12 protein-coding genes are annotated in these 16,926 nt (G+C 41.6%); all 12 read right to left on the bottom strand.

The genetic code is table 11. From position 1 onward, the window contains the following. Positions 1–4 precede the first annotated feature (4 nt). The gene (locus BM102_RS04095) at positions 5–2,338 is read right to left on the bottom strand and encodes a carbamoyltransferase HypF (protein ID WP_090479170.1); all 2,334 of its coding nucleotides are present in this window, start codon (positions 2,336–2,338) and stop codon (positions 5–7) included. Between the two features lie 112 nt (positions 2,339–2,450). Beyond that, positions 2,451–2,864, bottom strand: coding sequence for a 4Fe-4S dicluster domain-containing protein (locus BM102_RS04090; protein WP_090479168.1), 414 nt, complete (start codon positions 2,862–2,864; stop codon positions 2,451–2,453). A gap of 169 nt (positions 2,865–3,033) precedes the next feature. Next, a complete protein-coding gene (locus BM102_RS04085; RefSeq protein ID WP_044936992.1) occupies positions 3,034–4,113 on the bottom strand; it encodes a hydrogenase large subunit in 1,080 nt (359 codons plus the stop codon). Between the two features lies 1 nt (position 4,114). After that, positions 4,115–4,477, bottom strand: coding sequence for an NADH-quinone oxidoreductase subunit C (locus tag BM102_RS04080; RefSeq protein WP_049960350.1), 363 nt, complete (start codon positions 4,475–4,477; stop codon positions 4,115–4,117). 12 nt (positions 4,478–4,489) lie between these two features. Continuing rightward, positions 4,490–4,933 (bottom strand): NADH-quinone oxidoreductase subunit B family protein, encoded by a 444-nt coding sequence (locus BM102_RS04075; protein ID WP_044936990.1) that lies wholly within the window; start codon positions 4,931–4,933, stop codon positions 4,490–4,492. 25 nt (positions 4,934–4,958) lie between these two features. Next, on the bottom strand, positions 4,959–5,834 hold the full coding sequence (locus BM102_RS04070; RefSeq protein ID WP_044936987.1) for an NADH-quinone oxidoreductase subunit H: 876 nt from the start codon (positions 5,832–5,834) through the stop codon (positions 4,959–4,961). Continuing rightward, positions 5,834–7,771, bottom strand: a complete 1,938-nt coding sequence (locus tag BM102_RS04065) for an NADH-quinone oxidoreductase subunit 5 family protein (RefSeq protein ID WP_044936986.1) — start codon at positions 7,769–7,771, stop codon at positions 5,834–5,836. The genes BM102_RS04070 and BM102_RS04065 overlap by 1 nt, the downstream gene beginning before the upstream one ends. Positions 7,772–7,946: 175 nt before the next feature. Continuing rightward, positions 7,947–9,425 (bottom strand): 4Fe-4S dicluster domain-containing protein, encoded by a 1,479-nt coding sequence (locus BM102_RS04060; RefSeq protein ID WP_090479165.1) that lies wholly within the window; start codon positions 9,423–9,425, stop codon positions 7,947–7,949. 29 nt (positions 9,426–9,454) lie between these two features. After that, complete coding sequence (gene hydF, locus BM102_RS04055; RefSeq protein WP_090479162.1) at positions 9,455–10,642, bottom strand: [FeFe] hydrogenase H-cluster maturation GTPase HydF; 1,188 nt, start codon at positions 10,640–10,642, stop codon at positions 9,455–9,457. Positions 10,643–10,721: 79 nt separating this feature from the next. Beyond that, positions 10,722–12,164, bottom strand: coding sequence for a [FeFe] hydrogenase H-cluster radical SAM maturase HydG (hydG, locus tag BM102_RS04050; protein WP_090479159.1), 1,443 nt, complete (start codon positions 12,162–12,164; stop codon positions 10,722–10,724). A 28-nt stretch (positions 12,165–12,192) separates the two neighbouring features. Next, the gene (hydE, locus tag BM102_RS04045) at positions 12,193–13,245 is read right to left on the bottom strand and encodes a [FeFe] hydrogenase H-cluster radical SAM maturase HydE (RefSeq protein ID WP_090479156.1); all 1,053 of its coding nucleotides are present in this window, start codon (positions 13,243–13,245) and stop codon (positions 12,193–12,195) included. A gap of 333 nt (positions 13,246–13,578) precedes the next feature. After that, entirely contained in the window at positions 13,579–16,854 is a 3,276-nt protein-coding gene (locus tag BM102_RS04040) for a hypothetical protein (RefSeq protein WP_090479154.1), read from the bottom strand. Positions 16,855–16,926 lie beyond the last annotated feature (72 nt).

The following is a 16,926-nucleotide window of genomic DNA, read 5'->3' as shown; positions in this document are numbered from 1 at the left end:
CCTTTTATACCTTTTCGAATTGTGATAAAAAAGCCTGCCCTAAACAGATTCCACCATCTCCAGGTGGCAGCTGATTAGCCGTGTATACTTTGAAGCCTAGAGCTTCTAGCTTACCGACAGTACTTTCCATAAGAATTCGATTTAGGAATGTTCCTCCAGATAATACTACTTGCTTATTCTTATCCAGATTATTCTCATATTCCTTTGAAATATCAACTATATAATCTGAAACCGCCTCTATAAATCCTCTGGCAATTTCAGCTTTATCAACCCCATTTGATATCGCATATACGATATCACGAAACAGCGTTTTTGTACAACCGTCTGTTTCTAAATGAAGTTTGTATGCCTTATTTGTTGTGGCTGCAGCGTTTTCCAGCTCGATTGGCGCCTGGCCCTCATAGGAATTGTAGTGACATATATCAAGCAGTGCCGACACAGCATCAAATAATCGCCCCATCGATGAGGATGTGACAGTGTTTATATTTTTATCTAACGCAGCCATAATCAACTGGGTGTTCATGTTTATTTCTGTTGGCTGAAGGCCATTTCCATGGAGCATTGCTGTGAGAATGGTGTCGCAGTTTTTTGCCCCTTCATCTCCACCAATAAGTTTTACTGGCTTCAGGTGGGCCACACGGGTCATCTGATTATCTTTCCATAAGAAGGTCTCGCCACCCCATATGGTTTTGTCGTCACCATAGCCTGTGCCATCAAAGGCAAAGCCTAGGACTGTTCCATTTAGACCGTGCTCTGCAATTACTGAAGCCACATGGGCTTTGTGATGCTGGATTTCTATATCAAATGCAGAATTATTTCTACTGAAATATCCGGGATGCTTATCCACAACATTATTCTTTGGAGTAAAGCCAAATATTGTTTCCATGGCTTTCTTTTCCTTTTTATAGAACTCCTGGCAACTAACTGATTCCATATCCCCCAGATATTGGCTTACATATGCCAGTCCATTTTTCACATAACAAAAGCTAGACTTTAGATCTCCACCGGCAGTGAAAATCTCTCCAGGGATATCCACAGGAATTGGCGCTGGCACATGGCCTCGACCTCGTCTGATGAATTGCTGCTGGCCTGCCACTACCTTCATTACTGAGTCATCCATTGGTCGTAGGATTCGTCTATTGTGAGATAGAATTGCTATTGGTACTTCGTTCATTTCATCTGATTGAGCTCGCTGGCGTAGCCACTGTTCCATCCTATCATCATCTGTTTCAAGCACATCCCCACTGGCATTTCCACTTGTCATGATAAGTGGCCCCAGGGCTTTTGTAAGAAGTATCTGCACTGGGTTGCATGGAAGCATAGCTCCTATATCTGGGCTTGTGAGACATACGTTGTCTGCAAGCTTCTGATTCAATTCGTATTTACGTTTTAATAACACGATTGGCCGAGCGGGGCTTTCTAGGAGCTTGGCTTCGTTTTCATTGATAATGCAGTAATCTTTTGCCTGATCTAAATCATAAAACATCACCGCAAAAGCCTTTGCTTCGCGATGTTTTAGTAGCCTTAGATTTGCCACCGTTTTCTCGTTAAATGGGTCGCACACCAAATGATATCCACCGATATCTTTTACAGCTAGAATTCCGCCATTTAGTATATGGACAATTGTGTCATTTAGAGGCGCAAAATCCTCATTAGAATTGTCTAAAAATTCACTTGTGAACTTTCTGTGAACTGTATTTTTTGCAGGATATCCTGCATTTTCCAAGCTATCCACATTATTTTGGCCCGAAATGGCTGTAAATGAAAGTTTTGGCCCACATTTTTTGCAAGCTATAGTCTGAGCATGACGTCTAATATCAAGCTTGCCTGTGTACTCCTTCTGGCACTCTGGGCACATTTCAAAGTCCCCCATAGTGATTGTATCTCTATCATAGGGTAACCGCTCCAGTATAGAGTACCTAGGGCCACAAACAGTACAGCTAATAAAAGGATGCAAGTATCTTCTGTTGGTTGGGTCCAGCAGCTCCTTCTTGCAGTTCTCACAGGTTGCAATGTCCGCTGGGATGAGGGGCAGATTCGCCTGGATATCCTGGTCGGATTCAACTATTGTGAAGCCTTTGCCTTCCAGTTCCGATGTTTCGTCAGCATCAATCTCTTCCACCTCAACAGATGTTACAAAGCCGCCAGTTGGCACTTCCACTGTCAATCGGCTTTGCAATTCTTCCAGTTTCTCCTCGTCTCCTGATGCACACACCGTCACAATTCCTCCGGTATTTCGCACCCATCCATCTATATTCAATTCATCTGCCAGCTTAGCCACAAAAGGACGATACCCTATTCCTTGGACCAAGCCCTTGACTATGAATTTTATAATCATATAAATATCCTACGTTATTTTAATTGTTATTATTCTTAACCAGCAAACGCCCCTAGCCTCAGCCAGGAGCGTTTAAATAATCGTGTTTGATAACAGATAACAAAACAAGGCACTATGCCTCTGGCTTTCCCCCGCCAGCAGGAGCTGCAGCCGCAGCTGGCTTAGCAGCAGGCTTTGGTGGCTCGTAAGGTACCTCTACAGAATATGTATACTTTTCTGGGCCTGGCTCCTGGTAGCCTGGTGTAATAGATAAACATTTCTTTGGGCACTTCTCTGTGCAGTAGCCACACTGGATACAATCAAATCGATTGATAGTCCAGGTCTTTCCAGCTCTATCAACTGTGATTGCCCCTGGTGGGCAGCTACGCATGCACATACCGCAAAGAATACACTGATCTTTATTAATGTCTACATGACCTCTTGTGCGCTCTGGATACTCTCTTTGTACAAAAGGATACTGAGTAGTAGCAGGCTCAGAAAAGAGGTTCTTTAACACTTGTTTAGTAAAAGGCAATATCTGTCCCATAATCCTCCTCCAATTGAACTCTCGCTGATTCCCCCGAATACTCCAGTCTGTTACGCCCACAAGCCTTATGATTTCTCCGCTCAACTACATGTTTCGCTTGAGAAATATAAGAGCTTGTTTGCTACAGACAAATTAGAATATCAAGAATCAGCTATTTTCTCTCTTCTAATCAACGTTCTGTACAACTTATACAAGGGTCAATAGTGAGCACCAGCAACGGTACATCGCCATACTGACATCCCTGAAGTGTTTGAGTAAGAGCTGGGATGTTGGCGAAGGTAGGAGTGCGGACTCTGAAGCGGTCAAGGAACTTTGTTCCGTTGGCACGTACATGGTAGAACGCCTCTCCACGTGGCTGCTCAACACGGATGAATGACTCACCGTTTGGCATGCCTGTAACCTTTGTATTGATTTCTGTATCTGGAATCTTTGCAACGCACTGTCTGATGATATCGATTGACTGGAAGAGCTCTCCAATACGCACTTCACAGCGAGCATATGAATCACACTTGTTTGATGTGATTACTTCAAAATCAATATCATTGTAAGCTGCATATCCGTTCTTTCTCATATCAACGTTGATTCCGGAAGCTCTCATCATAGGGCCAACTGCACCACGACGAATAGCGTCCTCGCCTGTGATAATACCCACATCTACAAGACGGCTCTTTACTGTGTAGTCGTCAAGGAAGATGCTTGTTGTCTCGCGGATTTCCTTTTCCATTTCATCCAGCTGATGAACGAAATCCTTTAGCATATCATTTGGCATATCCTTCAGCACACCGCCGATTGTGTTTACTGAGAAAATAACACGTCCACCTGTTGATGCCTCAAACATATCAAGAATCTTCTCACGAAGTCTCCATGAGTGCATGAACAATGACTCAAATCCAAAGCCATCAGCAAGAAGTCCCAGCCAAAGCAAGTGGCTGTGAAGGCGGCTCATCTCTGCCCAGATTGTACGTAAGTAATCTGCACGACGAGGAACCTCTACGTTCATGATATCCTCAAGTGCCATGCAGTAGCCCATGCCATGCATGAATGAACAGATACCACAGATTCGCTCTGCCACATATACCATCTCATTGAAATCCTTCTTGCTTGTAAGGCTTTCAAGTCCTCTGTGGATAAATCCAATAGAAGGAATTGCTGCCAAAACCTTCTCGTCTTCCAAAACTAAATCAAGATGGATTGGCTCAGGAAGGACAGGATGCTGTGGGCCGTAAGGTACTATACTTCTGTTTCCCATACTACTTATCCTCCTTTTCAATAAATGGTGTCTCTACATCGATGCGGTAAAGCTTGTCGTGGAAATCCACCTTGATATTCTCAACATTGAGTCCCCAAAGCTCGTGCATTTCATTCTCATAATAAATAGCTGATTTGTATACACGAGAGATTGATGGAACCTCCTCATCACGCTCAGCGATGAGTCTATAGTTTGCAAAATCGTATCCGTTTGCAAATGAATATGTTACTTCATAATGATTTTCTGCTTTTGGGAATGAACAGCAAATCTGGCAAAGTCTCCAAAGAGCATTCTTCTTTTCCATGATTACCTGGAGGAGCTCAGCCTTGTCGATTAAATATAAATCCTTTTTTAGTTCTTGCATGATTTCCTCCTACTAATTAGCCTTCTGCTGTGCCTTAAGAGCCTCTGCCTTTTCTTTAAACAGGCCGATGCCTTTTACAACACCATCTATGATTGACTCTGGACGGGCAGCACATCCTGGAACGTAGATGTCTACAGGAATAACTGTGTCGGCACCGCCTTTGATGTTGTAGCACTCTTTAAAAATTCCGCCTGTACAAGCACATGTGCCTACAGCGATTACAACCTTTGGCTGTGGCATCTGCTCGTATATCTGCTTTACAACAGCTTCATTCTGAGAATTGATACCACCAGTAATGAGGAAAATATCAGCATGCATTGGGTTACCTGTGTTGATAACGCCAAATCTTTCTACATCGTAAACAGGTGTAGTACAAGCTAAAACCTCTATATCACATCCATTACAGCTACTTCCATCATAGTGAAGGAGCCATGGTGATTTATGTATTGTACTCATTTCTTATCCTCCTAAACTCCAAACATTAACCCATGATAATCTCTAGCAAGAAGAGATTCATACCAGCTGCTACGATTGTTACGCCCCAGGCAAGCTTGAGCATAAGCTGCCATTTTACTCTTGCTGATGTGTTGTCGATGAGAATCTCAAGGAACCACACAACAAGAATTGCAACGATAGCACCAATCACTGAAAGTGGGTTGCTGTTAAGGAAGAATAATCCAACTATGCCAAGAAGGATTGCATTTTCATACCACTCAGCAAGTGTAACCATTCCGTACTCCTTACCTACCATCTCGGATGTTACGCCCTTGATGACCTCCTGGTGGGCATGATGAGATGTAGAAATATCGAATGGCGACTTTCTAAATTTGATTGTAAGGATAAATACAAAGCCTACAAAAAATCCTGGCAAATAAATGATGTTGGAATATGTTGAATTCATCACTATTTCATTTACATTAAATGTTTTTGTAGCCAGATAAAATCCAACTGCCACCAACAGTTCCATTGGTTCGCATGACATGATTTGAACCAGCTCTCTGTGAGTTCCCTGAGAAGAGAATGGTGAGTGAGTTGATGTAGATGCCAAAATCAAAAACATTGCTGCTGTTGAAAGTGAAAATACAACAAGCAATAAATCAAAGCCAGCGAAAAAAATTACTCCTGATAGCACAATGAAAAATACGTATGAGTAAATCATAAACAGCTGCTGTTTGTTTGCTGTTAAAAATTCTTTTTCGAAAAGCTTTTTGATATCGAAGAAAGGCTGTAGCACTGATGGACCACGTCTTCCCTGCATACGTGCAGAAATCTTTCTGTCAAAACCATCTAAAAGTCCGATAACAAAAGGTGCTAAAAGTACATAAAGTACTGCAATTATAATTCGAGTCGTAGTCATTAGAACGCACCTCCTATCACGATAATCATATAAACAATAATGATGAATGCAGAAATCATTATCGCAGGAGTGAACAGCTTCTTCTCACCCATAATGTCTTCCATGTAGAAGTTTGCAATGTGCATCTCCTTTGGATCACCTGTGGCTGATACGAAGTTGAAGTTGTCACCTGCATTGGCACCACCCATGTATGTGATAACCTGCTTTGCCTTCTGTCCCTTTGTCAGCACAAAGTTTACAAATGGAACTACAAAGATGCCTACCAACAGCACAATCATGATTATCATATTTTGATATGAGATAACCTGTGTTGCAGTGCCAAACATATCATTTGAAAGTGGCTTTAACACATGCTTTGAAAGCCATGGGAATCCAAGGATAAGTGCAACCATCATAAATGCATGGAAGAACATTGAGATGTACTCGTTCTTCTTTGTGAGGTCGCGTGACTTCTCACGTGGTGAAGCCCCAAGTATCTTTGACATCCACTTTGTCCAGTAGAACATTGTTGTAGCTGAGCCAAAGCAAATGAAAAGTACCATAAGTGTTGATACATAAACTGATGTTGTATCGATGAATGCCTTCAGTGCAGCCCACTTAGAAATAAGCATACCAAATGGTGCAAGGAACATGCCTGCGATACCAATCATAAGGATTACTGCAAGCTTAGGGAAAATAGCAATCAATCCCTGCATATCCTCCACGTCACGGCTGCCAGTTGTGTTTTCGATAGCACCAACGCACTGGAAAAGCATTGACTTTGAAACAGCGTGGAAAATTACAAGGAATACCGCTGCCCAAATTGTCTCCTCATAGCCACAGCCAGTACATGCAACTATAAGGCCCAGGTTTGAAATTGTAGAATAAGCAAGCACCTTCTTGCCATCAGAAACTGATATAGCAAGGCAAGATGCAGCCAGGAATGTGAAGCCGCCAATAAGGGCTACCATATTTCCCACATAGTTATCTGCCATTGCAACAGAGATTCTGATCAGCAGGTACACGCCAGCCTTTACCATTGTTGCACTATGAAGAAGTGCAGATGATGGTGTAGGCGCAACCATGGCACCAAGTAGCCATCCTGAGAATGGGAACTGCGCCGATTTTGTAAGTGCCGCAAAAGCCAGGCATGCTATTGGAAGCATGTTTCTGATGTTGGTAGGATCTGCCTGAACTAAATCAATATAGTCAAACAGATTTACAGTTCCATACCATAAATATCCAACTGAGATTGCCACTGCCAATCCACATCCACCAAGCAAGTTCATCCATAAAGCCTTAAATGAATTGTTTATAGCCTCATCAGTTCTTGTGTATCCAATCAACAGGAATGATGTTACAGATGTGATTTCCCAGAAGAAATACAGACTACATAGATTTGCTGAAAATACCAAACCAAACATAGCACCAAAAAATACAAAAATCATGGCCAGGAAAAAGCTTCTTCTATCCTTTAGCTCTTTGTGATGATGAATGTGATAGCCATGCATATATCCCACTGCATATACACCAATCAGTGTACCAACGATTCCAATAATCAAAACCATAATCATTGTGAGATAGTCAAATCTCATTGTGTAATTGTTTGGAATCTTTGGCCCTGCCAGCTCCAAAACGGTTGGTACCACAGTGGATACAATGGTTAGCAAAGATATAATTGTTTTCTTGTACTTTGCACAAAGATAAATGATGAAAAACATTAAAAGAATATCGCCTACAAGGAAAACATGACCGAATGTTTCCTGGTATGGTAATGAGAAATTCAGTGTCTGGCCCCCAGCCATAAACCACTGAACCGCTGTAATGATGGATAGAATCATTACAATTGCGCATCCTAGATAGACGAAAAAAGCCCTGCATTTTGAATGATGAATCAATGCAGGAAAAATCGCCCACAGAAATGGCAGACAGATCAACGCTGTTACTAGCATTTCCATATGAAATTACCCTCCCTAGTATTACATTATATCTTCTGATATATTTTTAACACATTAGCTATACTATACCACAAATTTACTAACATAGCGTTGATTTTTTTATCTTTTTATGGTTATTTTTTCACAAAAATACACCCTGTCAGAAAACTCTCCGACAGGGTGTAAAAATTATAATTTATTCCATATGTCCGTCTCTATACATTGAGAACTTGTCCATTGGGTAATTCTCGAGATTTTCAAGAATCTTACGTCCATCAGCCTTGCCGATAAGACCATTTCTAGCCTTGAGGATTTCTCTCTCAGCCTTATGCTTAGAAGGTCCGCCTACGCAACCTCCCTCACAAATCATACCTTCGATGAAGTCTACATCAAGCTTGCCGCTCTTAAGAAGCATAAGTGCCTTCTTACATTCAGCACCACCTGCGCACTGCATAAGCTTGATATCATCTGTGTTCTGTCCGCGCTCCTGCATGCACTCGATAACAGCCTTTGCAACACCGCCTGAAGAAGCGAAGTGCTTACCAAATGTAGATGACTCCTGGTAGTTCTCCTCTACTGGCTCGAACTCAACACCCTTTGAACGCATAAGTGCACGAAGCTCACCAAATGTGATAACGTAATCTGCATTACCTGGAACTGACTCGTCAGCAGCCTCAGATTTCTTTGCGATACATGGTCCAACGAATACTGTAACAACGTCATCTCCCTGTGTAGCCTTAAGAAGACGTGAGATAGCGCACATAGGTGAAATTGTTGAAGACATGTTGTTCTCGAACTGCTCTGGGAAGTGCTTTCTAAGCATGTTGATGAAAGCTGGGCAGCAAGATGTTGTCATCTTACGTCCTTCTTCCTTAGCCTCGTACCACTCAGCTGACTCGTAAGCAGCTGTCATATCTCCACCGAGACCTACTTCTACCATGTCTGTAAAGCCGATCTTCTTGCAAGCTTCCTTAACAGCTGCCATAGAGATGTCCTCACCGAACTGTCCTTCTGTAGCAGGTGCACACATAGCGTAAACCTTCTTGCCTTCAAGGATAGCCTTGATGATATGTACAAGATATGTCTTAGAACCGATAGCACCGAATGGACAGCTGTGGATACAGTGACCACATGAGATGCACTTCTCATCATCGATTACGCAGTGACCATACTCATCGTAAGAAATAGCACCAACTGGGCAAGCCTTCTTACATGGTCTCTCAAGGTGAACGATTGCACCATAAGGACATTCCTTAGCACACATACCACACTCCTTGCACTTTGAAGGATCGATGTGCATTCTTCTCTCACCTGGAGCAATAGCGCCAAACTTACAAGAGTTAAGACATGCCTTTCCAAGACAGAAACGGCAGTTATCTGTAACTGAGTAAGAAGCGATTGAACAGTCATCACATGCAGGCTGAATAACCTGTACTACGTTCTTAGAATCTGGGTTAGTAGGAAGATTCTCTGCGCATGAAAGGATAACACGCTGTCTTACAATTTCGCGCTCCTTGTAGACGCAACAACGATATGTTGGTCTTGGGCCAGGAATGATTTCGTAACAAACCTGTTCCTTGTGAGAAGCATCGAGCTCACCCTTCCAAGCAAGCTTACACACTTCTTCCATGATGTTGTGCTTTAAACGCACAATACTTTGATCTGAAGTTACCATATTTTTCTCCTTTTACATTGTTTGCCAGTTTAATTTAAAACCTCTAGACTTCTGTCTAATATTCCATTGAAATGGGCAATGGCCATTCCATAGTTTACTATTGGAACCCCCTGCTCCACGCAATGCTTAGTTCGACTTTGCATCTCGCTAGCATTAATCATGCAGCCCCCGCAATGAACTACTAATTTATATTTTGATAAATCTTCTGGGAATTCATTTCCTGAAGAAAATTCAAAATCAACATCCTTACCAGTGTGCTTTCTAATCCAACCAGGTAATTTAACTGTACCGATGTCGTTGCACTGTCTGTGATGTGTGCAGGCTTCGGCAATCAAAACCTTATCATTGTCCTGCAGATTTTTAAGTGCAGCCACGCCCTTTAGCTGGGTATTAAGGCTTCCTCTGTATCTTGCCATCAATATGCTAAATGATGTCAAAAGTATATTTTCAGGTACCATCTTTGATACTGTTTCAAATGCTTGTGAATCAGTAATAACAAGTGATACCGATTTATCTTCATTAAGTACCTCTGTAAGCTCTTCTGGCTGACAGCAGATGGCTTTGCATCTGTGGTCCAGCAAATCCCTGAGAACCATTTGCTGAGGCAAGATGATTCGTCCCTTTGGCGCCGATTCGTCAATTGGAATAACAAGCACTACTGTGCTCTTTTCTGGTACTAAATCAGCAACAAGTGGTGGCTCTGTAATCTTTGGTGCAAGCTGAAGAAGTGCCTGCTTTACAGTTGCCATATCATCTGTTGTGGCATCCACATAAAGAAGCTTTTCCTCTGATGACAATTCCTCAAAAGGATGACCTGCCACCTCATCCACGTGATTTTCAATGATGATATATGGGAGCTTACGTTCCTTAACCATCTTTAGGAAATCAACCTCTTCTTCTGTGAGGTGGTCTGCTCTGGCATCAAGTACCAAAACAACGATATCCATCTCATCAAGGATGCGATATGTTCTTTCTTTTCTAAGCTCACCTAGCTCTCCCTCATCATCGAAACCAGCTGTATCAATGATGACAACTGGTCCCAATGGAAGAAGCTCCATAGTCTTTCTGACTGGATCAGTAGTGGTACCCTTGTGTGCAGACACAAGTGATACCGCCTGATTTGTAAGCTTATTTACAATGCTTGATTTTCCTGCATTTCTAATTCCAAAAAAGCCAATGTGAACACGCTGGCCACTAGGTGTATTATTCAAGGACATTTTATTCTCCCTTTACTAAAAACTTAGACATCGTAATTATACAAAATAACTTTGTCTAATTTATTAAAAAACTGAGAACTTAGAAACGGAAATCACGTCTGTCTGAGTTCTTAATAGCTTCGATGTTTTCAAGAGCTATCTTTCTAACATTTTCCTTAGGAATCTTCTTGAGCTCGTCTTCAATCATCTTGAAACCAACTTCTCTTGTCTCCTCTGAAGCGTAGTCAACAAGGTACTCAGTAAGAGTCATAAGTGCGTTTGGATGGCAGCAATTGAGGATTTGTCCGCTCTTGCAAAGTGCCATAAATCTATCACCAGTACGTCCTGCACGGTAGCATGCTGTACAGAATGAAGGAATGTGACCTGTCTCCATAAGCCAACGAACAACCTCATCAAGTGTACGCTGATCTGAAACATCAAACTGCTCTGTATCGTGTGGTCTCTCCTCTTCTGTGTAGCCACCTACTGATGTACGGCTTCCACCTGAAACCTGTGAAATACCAACCTGAAGCATCTTGCGACGAACTTCCTCTGATTCACGAGTAGAAATAATCATACCTGTGTAAGGAACTGCGATTCTGATACAAGCTGCAATCTTTGTGAACATCTCATCTGGGATTGAGTTGTCGAATGCCTCTGGATCGATGTCGTCAGCGTGCTTTACACGTGGAACTGAGATTGTGTGAGGGCCTACGCCGTGAACAGCCTCAAGGTGCTCGGCGTGCATAAGAAGTCCTGCGAACTCGTACTTGTAGCTTTCAAGACCGAAGAGAACTCCAAGTCCTACATCGTCGATTCCACCTTCCATAGCACGGTCCATAGCCTCTGTATGGTATGCGTAATCGTGCTTTGGTCCTGTTGGGTGAAGCTCCTCATAGCTCTTTTTGTTGTATGTCTCCTGGAAGAGGATGTATGTACCGATTCCTGCTTCCTTGAGCTTGCGATAGTTTTCAACTGTTGTAGCAGCGATATTTACATTAACACGACGGATATCGCCATTTTTGTGATGAATGCTGTAGATTGTGTTGATGCACTCGAGGATGTACTCGATAGGGTTGTTTACAGGATCCTCACCAGCTTCGATGGCAAGTCTCTTGTGTCCCATATCCTGAAGTGCGATAACCTCAGCCTTAACCTCTTCCTGTGTAAGCTTCTTACGGCCGATGTGCTTGTTCTTTGCGTGATATGGACAGTAAACACAGCCATTTACACAGTAGTTTGAAAGATAAAGTGGTGCAAAGAGAACGATACGGTTGCCATAGAAAGCATCCTTGATTTCCTGTGCTACCTCATACATCTTTTCGATGTATTTAGGCTCCTCGCATGCAAGTAAAACTGATGCCTCACGATGAGTAAGTCCCTTGCATGTGCAGCCTTCTGCTGTCTTTACTGGACGAGCCTTTTCTAGTAATTCTTCGATTAATTCGAAGTTATTCTTATTTGCCTCTGCATACTCGATAGTATCTAAGATTTCCTGATTGTCGATAAACTCTTCTGCTTTTAAAGATTTTACATTGTACATTTTTATACCTCACTTGACTGTTTTAAATCTATAAACCAGCTCTGTTTCCAGGGTCAGTAACAATTTTATACCCAATACTCTCCATGCGCTGGCCTAAGCAGCCTAAGCACTCGGCAGCTTCCTCGCCTGTGCAAATCTTATTATCGTATAAAGCGTATTTCTTTCTAACACCGGTAGGTGAAAGATTTGGCATGACTACATTTGCGCCAGCCTTTATTCCCATTTCCCTGCCCTTTGGATGAATTGTGCCAAGGGCTGTGGTGGCTGGAAGTAGTACCTGTGGATAAATCATCCTTAGTAATGAAAGACAAAACAGTGTTGTCTCCAATGTGCCACTAGGGCTATTTGCAAATGGTGTTTCCTTATGGCTAATGAATGGACCTATGCCACACATATCTGGCTTGAATTCTTCAACGAATTTCAAATCCATAGCTAAGTCATAAGTGGTCTGGCCAGGTGATTCCACCATGAAGCCTGCACCAACCTGATAACCAATCTCTTTAAGATTCTTTAAGCATTCCATGCGATTGTCCCATGAAAGCTCTGCCGGATGAAGCTTTGCATAAAGCTCTGGGTTGGCAGTTTCATGCCTGAGCAAGTAGCGTCTGGCACCTGCCTCGTAGTACTTTTGATAACTTTCCTTTGAGCGTTCCCCGATGGAAAGTGTAACAACCATATCCTCATGGGAAGCTTTTATTCTGCGAATGATATCGCATATATCATCATCGCTGTATGAGAAATCCTCACCGCCCTGTAGGACGATAGTTCTGAAACCGAGTGCATAGCCTTCATCGGCGCACTGAACAATGGTATCAGCCGAAAGACGGTATCTCTCACAGTTGTAATTATCTCTTCTGATTCCGCAGTACAAGCAATTGTTTCTGCAGAAATTTGTGAACTCCACCAGACCTCTGATGAATACTTTGTTGCCATAGTGCTGTTGCTGATACTTGCGAGCATACTCTGCTGCAAGGTCCATCAGCTCCTGATTGCGATGATCAAGTAAATACTGGTACTCTTCGGTCTGAAGTGAATGTTCTGTATTTAATTTATCTAATAACTGTCTTGCTTTTGTATCCATAAATTAATTGATAAAAAATATCGTTTATTTTTTCACAATCAATACTATACCACAAAACTACGTAGCTTTTTTGTTTATTCTTTCATTTTGCTGTTCTTTTTTGTATACAAAAATTTACTAGAAAAAAGAGAGCTGGCAACCGCTGCCAACTCTCTCTTTTTTCGTAGGATAATTATTGTTGTTTACTCAATTGGAGCTTCTTTAACTGCTTTCTGGTTTTGTGATTCTCCAACATCGTCTTTATCATCCTCACTTTCAGAATTAGAACCTTCATAACCTCTTTGACCTCACCCTTCAACATTTATTTAAGTAATTGTCGCAGTTAAAACCCAATTACTTAACTTTCTTAGCATCAGCCTTCTTCTTAGCATATGCTGTAGTTCCTGTAAGGACTGCAATGATAAGGAGTAACCATCCCCACCATGTTCTTGCGAAGAATCCCTTCTGAGCTTCTCCTGCAAGTGGTACTAAATCTTCTTCAACTGTTGTTGTATCTTCTGTATCCTCAACTACTGCATCATCTGCATCGCCACCTGCAAGTGGTGTCTCAGCCTCGTCGATTGTAGTTGTGTTATCGTTTGCTGCAACTGTTCTAGCTCTACGAGCTCTTCTTGCCTGGCCTGCTGCAGGTACTGCATCATCAGGAATAACAAGCTCTTCGTCTGCTGCAACTGCTGCTGTAGTAGCTGTAGCGTAAACTACTGGAGCTGCTCCGCCTGTTGTAGTTGTAGCACCACCGCCTGTTGTAGGAACGATTGTTGGATACTTATCACTGTATGCCTGAGTTGCTGTGTTAAGAGCAGCCTTTGCATCATCAAGTGTAGCCTTTGCATCATCGTATGCCTGCTGAGCATTAGCAAGCGCAATGTTCCACTCAGAAACCTGAGCTGATAAGATTAAGCCGTCCTTGTTAAGAGCATTAATCTTAGTCTGAATATCTTTTACCTTTTTCTGAGCTGCATCTACTGCTGCCTTTGCGTCTTTAAGCTGCTGAAGAAGTGCAGTGTAGTTAGATAATGTTGTGTTAGTGCCGTTGATTTGGTCTGTGTAACGCTGCTCTGTGCTAACAAATAAGCCCTTATTATTCTTTTTATAAGCTGTTACATTTGAGTGTGCATACTTATCATATGTATCTTTAGCATCTTTTGTTAATGTTGCTGAGTATGATACCTCTCTTGTAATGTTCTCATCAGCTGCCACTTTACTGTTAGCTGCATCGTAAGAACCAGAAGAATTTGCTTGAGCTGTTGCCTTATCAATAGCTTGCTGCTTTGTTGTACCAGTCTCATTGATAGCTGTTGACTCTACAACATATAAGTCGATTGTACCGTACACTGTTGAATTCCAAATATCTGGCAATTTCAAATCCAAATGTAAGTCGTAATTATCAACTGTTGATACTTTACAATTGTATTCTTGTTCATATGCTGTAGCTATCTTTTGTTTAACTGTTTCTTTATTTTCGTTTCTAACGGTATTTACAAATTGAGTCCAATTATCTTTAAACAAATCTTTTAAGCTATATGATGCAGGATTAACTTTTGTAACTTTGTCGTATGAAACTGTGTAGTTATCTGTTACTTCCCAGGTAGGTGTTTTAAATCCCAATGCTGCAGGATTATGTCTTTTACCCTCTGTCACATTTACAGAATGGCTATCATCTGTCGTTGCAAAATACTCGTGTTTATCATAATACTTTTCAGTTGCGCTTTCTTTAGCCCACTCTTCAGCATCATCTCTCTCCGAAATAAATGGAACCTGAAAATACCACGAATCTGCCTTGCCCGATTCCGTATATCTAGGAATATAGAAACCAGTTACTGTCCATGAATCACTTAAACCAGTAAATTCCTTAATTGTTTGACCTTCATCCAGCTTAATGTCCGCACGCGCAATTTCCTCAGCTGTCTTATTATCTAAAGAATTGTCCCTTTTATTAGTTTTTTCATCTAACTTACGTACATCTTTCAATACATTATTAACATATTTGTAAGTTGTAAGTTTACTAAAGTTCTGAATCTGCTTTACATAATTACCATCCGCATCGAAATATGTAATTGTGAAGTTTTCCTTATCATTCTCAGAAACAGTTTCTACCTGATTTGCTTTACCATCAGCATTTGTAGTATTTGTAACAGTTGTTTGATCGATTGTAGCTTCGCTCCAATCTCCAAGGAGAACATAGCTAAGAGTATACTTAGCCTTCTCCTCATCTTTTAATGAGTCATACTTAGTAGCTGTGATATATGGTGTAGCATTTTCATCATCGCGTTTAAGGCCATATCTCTTTACTACCTTACCTTCTGTCTCTAAATCATTTAATTCTTTTTCTGTAATTGATACTTTTACGTCTTCATTCTGATCATTCTTGTATGTATATTCGTATCTCTCTTCATAGATAGAAACTACACCATCTTCATTAACAGAATAACCAATCTTGAAATTCTTTTCTTCCTTAACAACTTTACCATCTTGATCTTTAATCTTGTATGTAACATTCAAGAAGTTAGATGTGTTTTCAACAGGGTTTACTGTAATATCAGTTAACTCTTGTCCTTCTGCAAGCTCTACGTTGTTTACTAAGTAAAAATTCTCGATTACTGCTGCAATATACTTGTTTGTATCTGCTGCTGTCTTTCCGCTCTTAGCATATTCCTCATCTGCTTTAACAAGAACACCTGCAGCTGACTCAGCAAGTGCATTTTTTGCATTCTCTACAGCCTTCTCGAGCTCATCAACCTTTGCCTGCAATGTTGCTAAGTCTGTTTCTGCGTCTGCCAAGTCACCAGTCGCATCGTCCTTAGCAGCCTGATATCTATCAGCCGCATCATTAAGATCCTCTATTGCATCCTCATATGCACTCTTTGCATCTGCAAGGTCCTGTGCCTTTTCATCGTATGTCTGCTGTGCATCTGCTACTGACTGCTGTGCTGTAGCAATAAGTGTAGCAGCATTTTCCTGTGAATCAGTTGCAACTGCAACTACTGCTGCATTTGCATCCTGCTGTGCCTTATTAACTGCTGAAGTAACATCAGAAGCTGCTGATTCAGCATTACCTACTGCTGTGTTAGCATCTGCTGCTGCAGCATCCATATCTTTTGCTGCCTGCAAAATGTCTTTTGTATCATCCTCTGCAGCGTCAATCGCGTCTCCCGCTCTCTTTGCAACTTCCTCTACAGTCTTTTCTTCTGTCTTTATTTTACCATTTTCGTAAACAGCATTACCGAATTCATCTCTAGCTTCGACATCTACCTTGTATGAAAATGTGTCGTCATCTTTAAATGTATCTTTTGTAGTATTAACAGCATCCTGAACTTTATCGAGTGTAGACTTTTCTTCGTTTGTTGTCTGTGTTTCACCTTCTGTACTAGGCTCACCTTCTACTGGTGTTTGTGACTGATTACCATTGTAGCTTTTATTCAGCGCTTCTGTATCATCTACAACAGTCTGCTCTGCTACATTAGTCTCTACCTCTTGAGAAGCTGTGCTTGGTTCCGCTGGCTGTCCCCCTTCTGTTGACTCCTCTGCAAATACAGGCACGCTCAGTGAGCTTGCAATTGTGATTGCTGATAAGCCAACTGACATTGCTTTTACTACATTCTTCTTCATACGTATAAATTCCTTTCCCTAAACCGTACATTACGCATTGTTAACATTTCTTGAATGGAATGTGAACGTTGC

This window comes from Pseudobutyrivibrio sp. JW11, from assembly GCF_900115355.1.
Lineage (GTDB): Bacteria > Bacillota > Clostridia > Lachnospirales > Lachnospiraceae > Pseudobutyrivibrio > Pseudobutyrivibrio ruminis.
The sequence above is the reverse complement of the archived record's forward strand: the minus strand, read 5'-3'. Positions and strand labels throughout refer to the sequence as shown.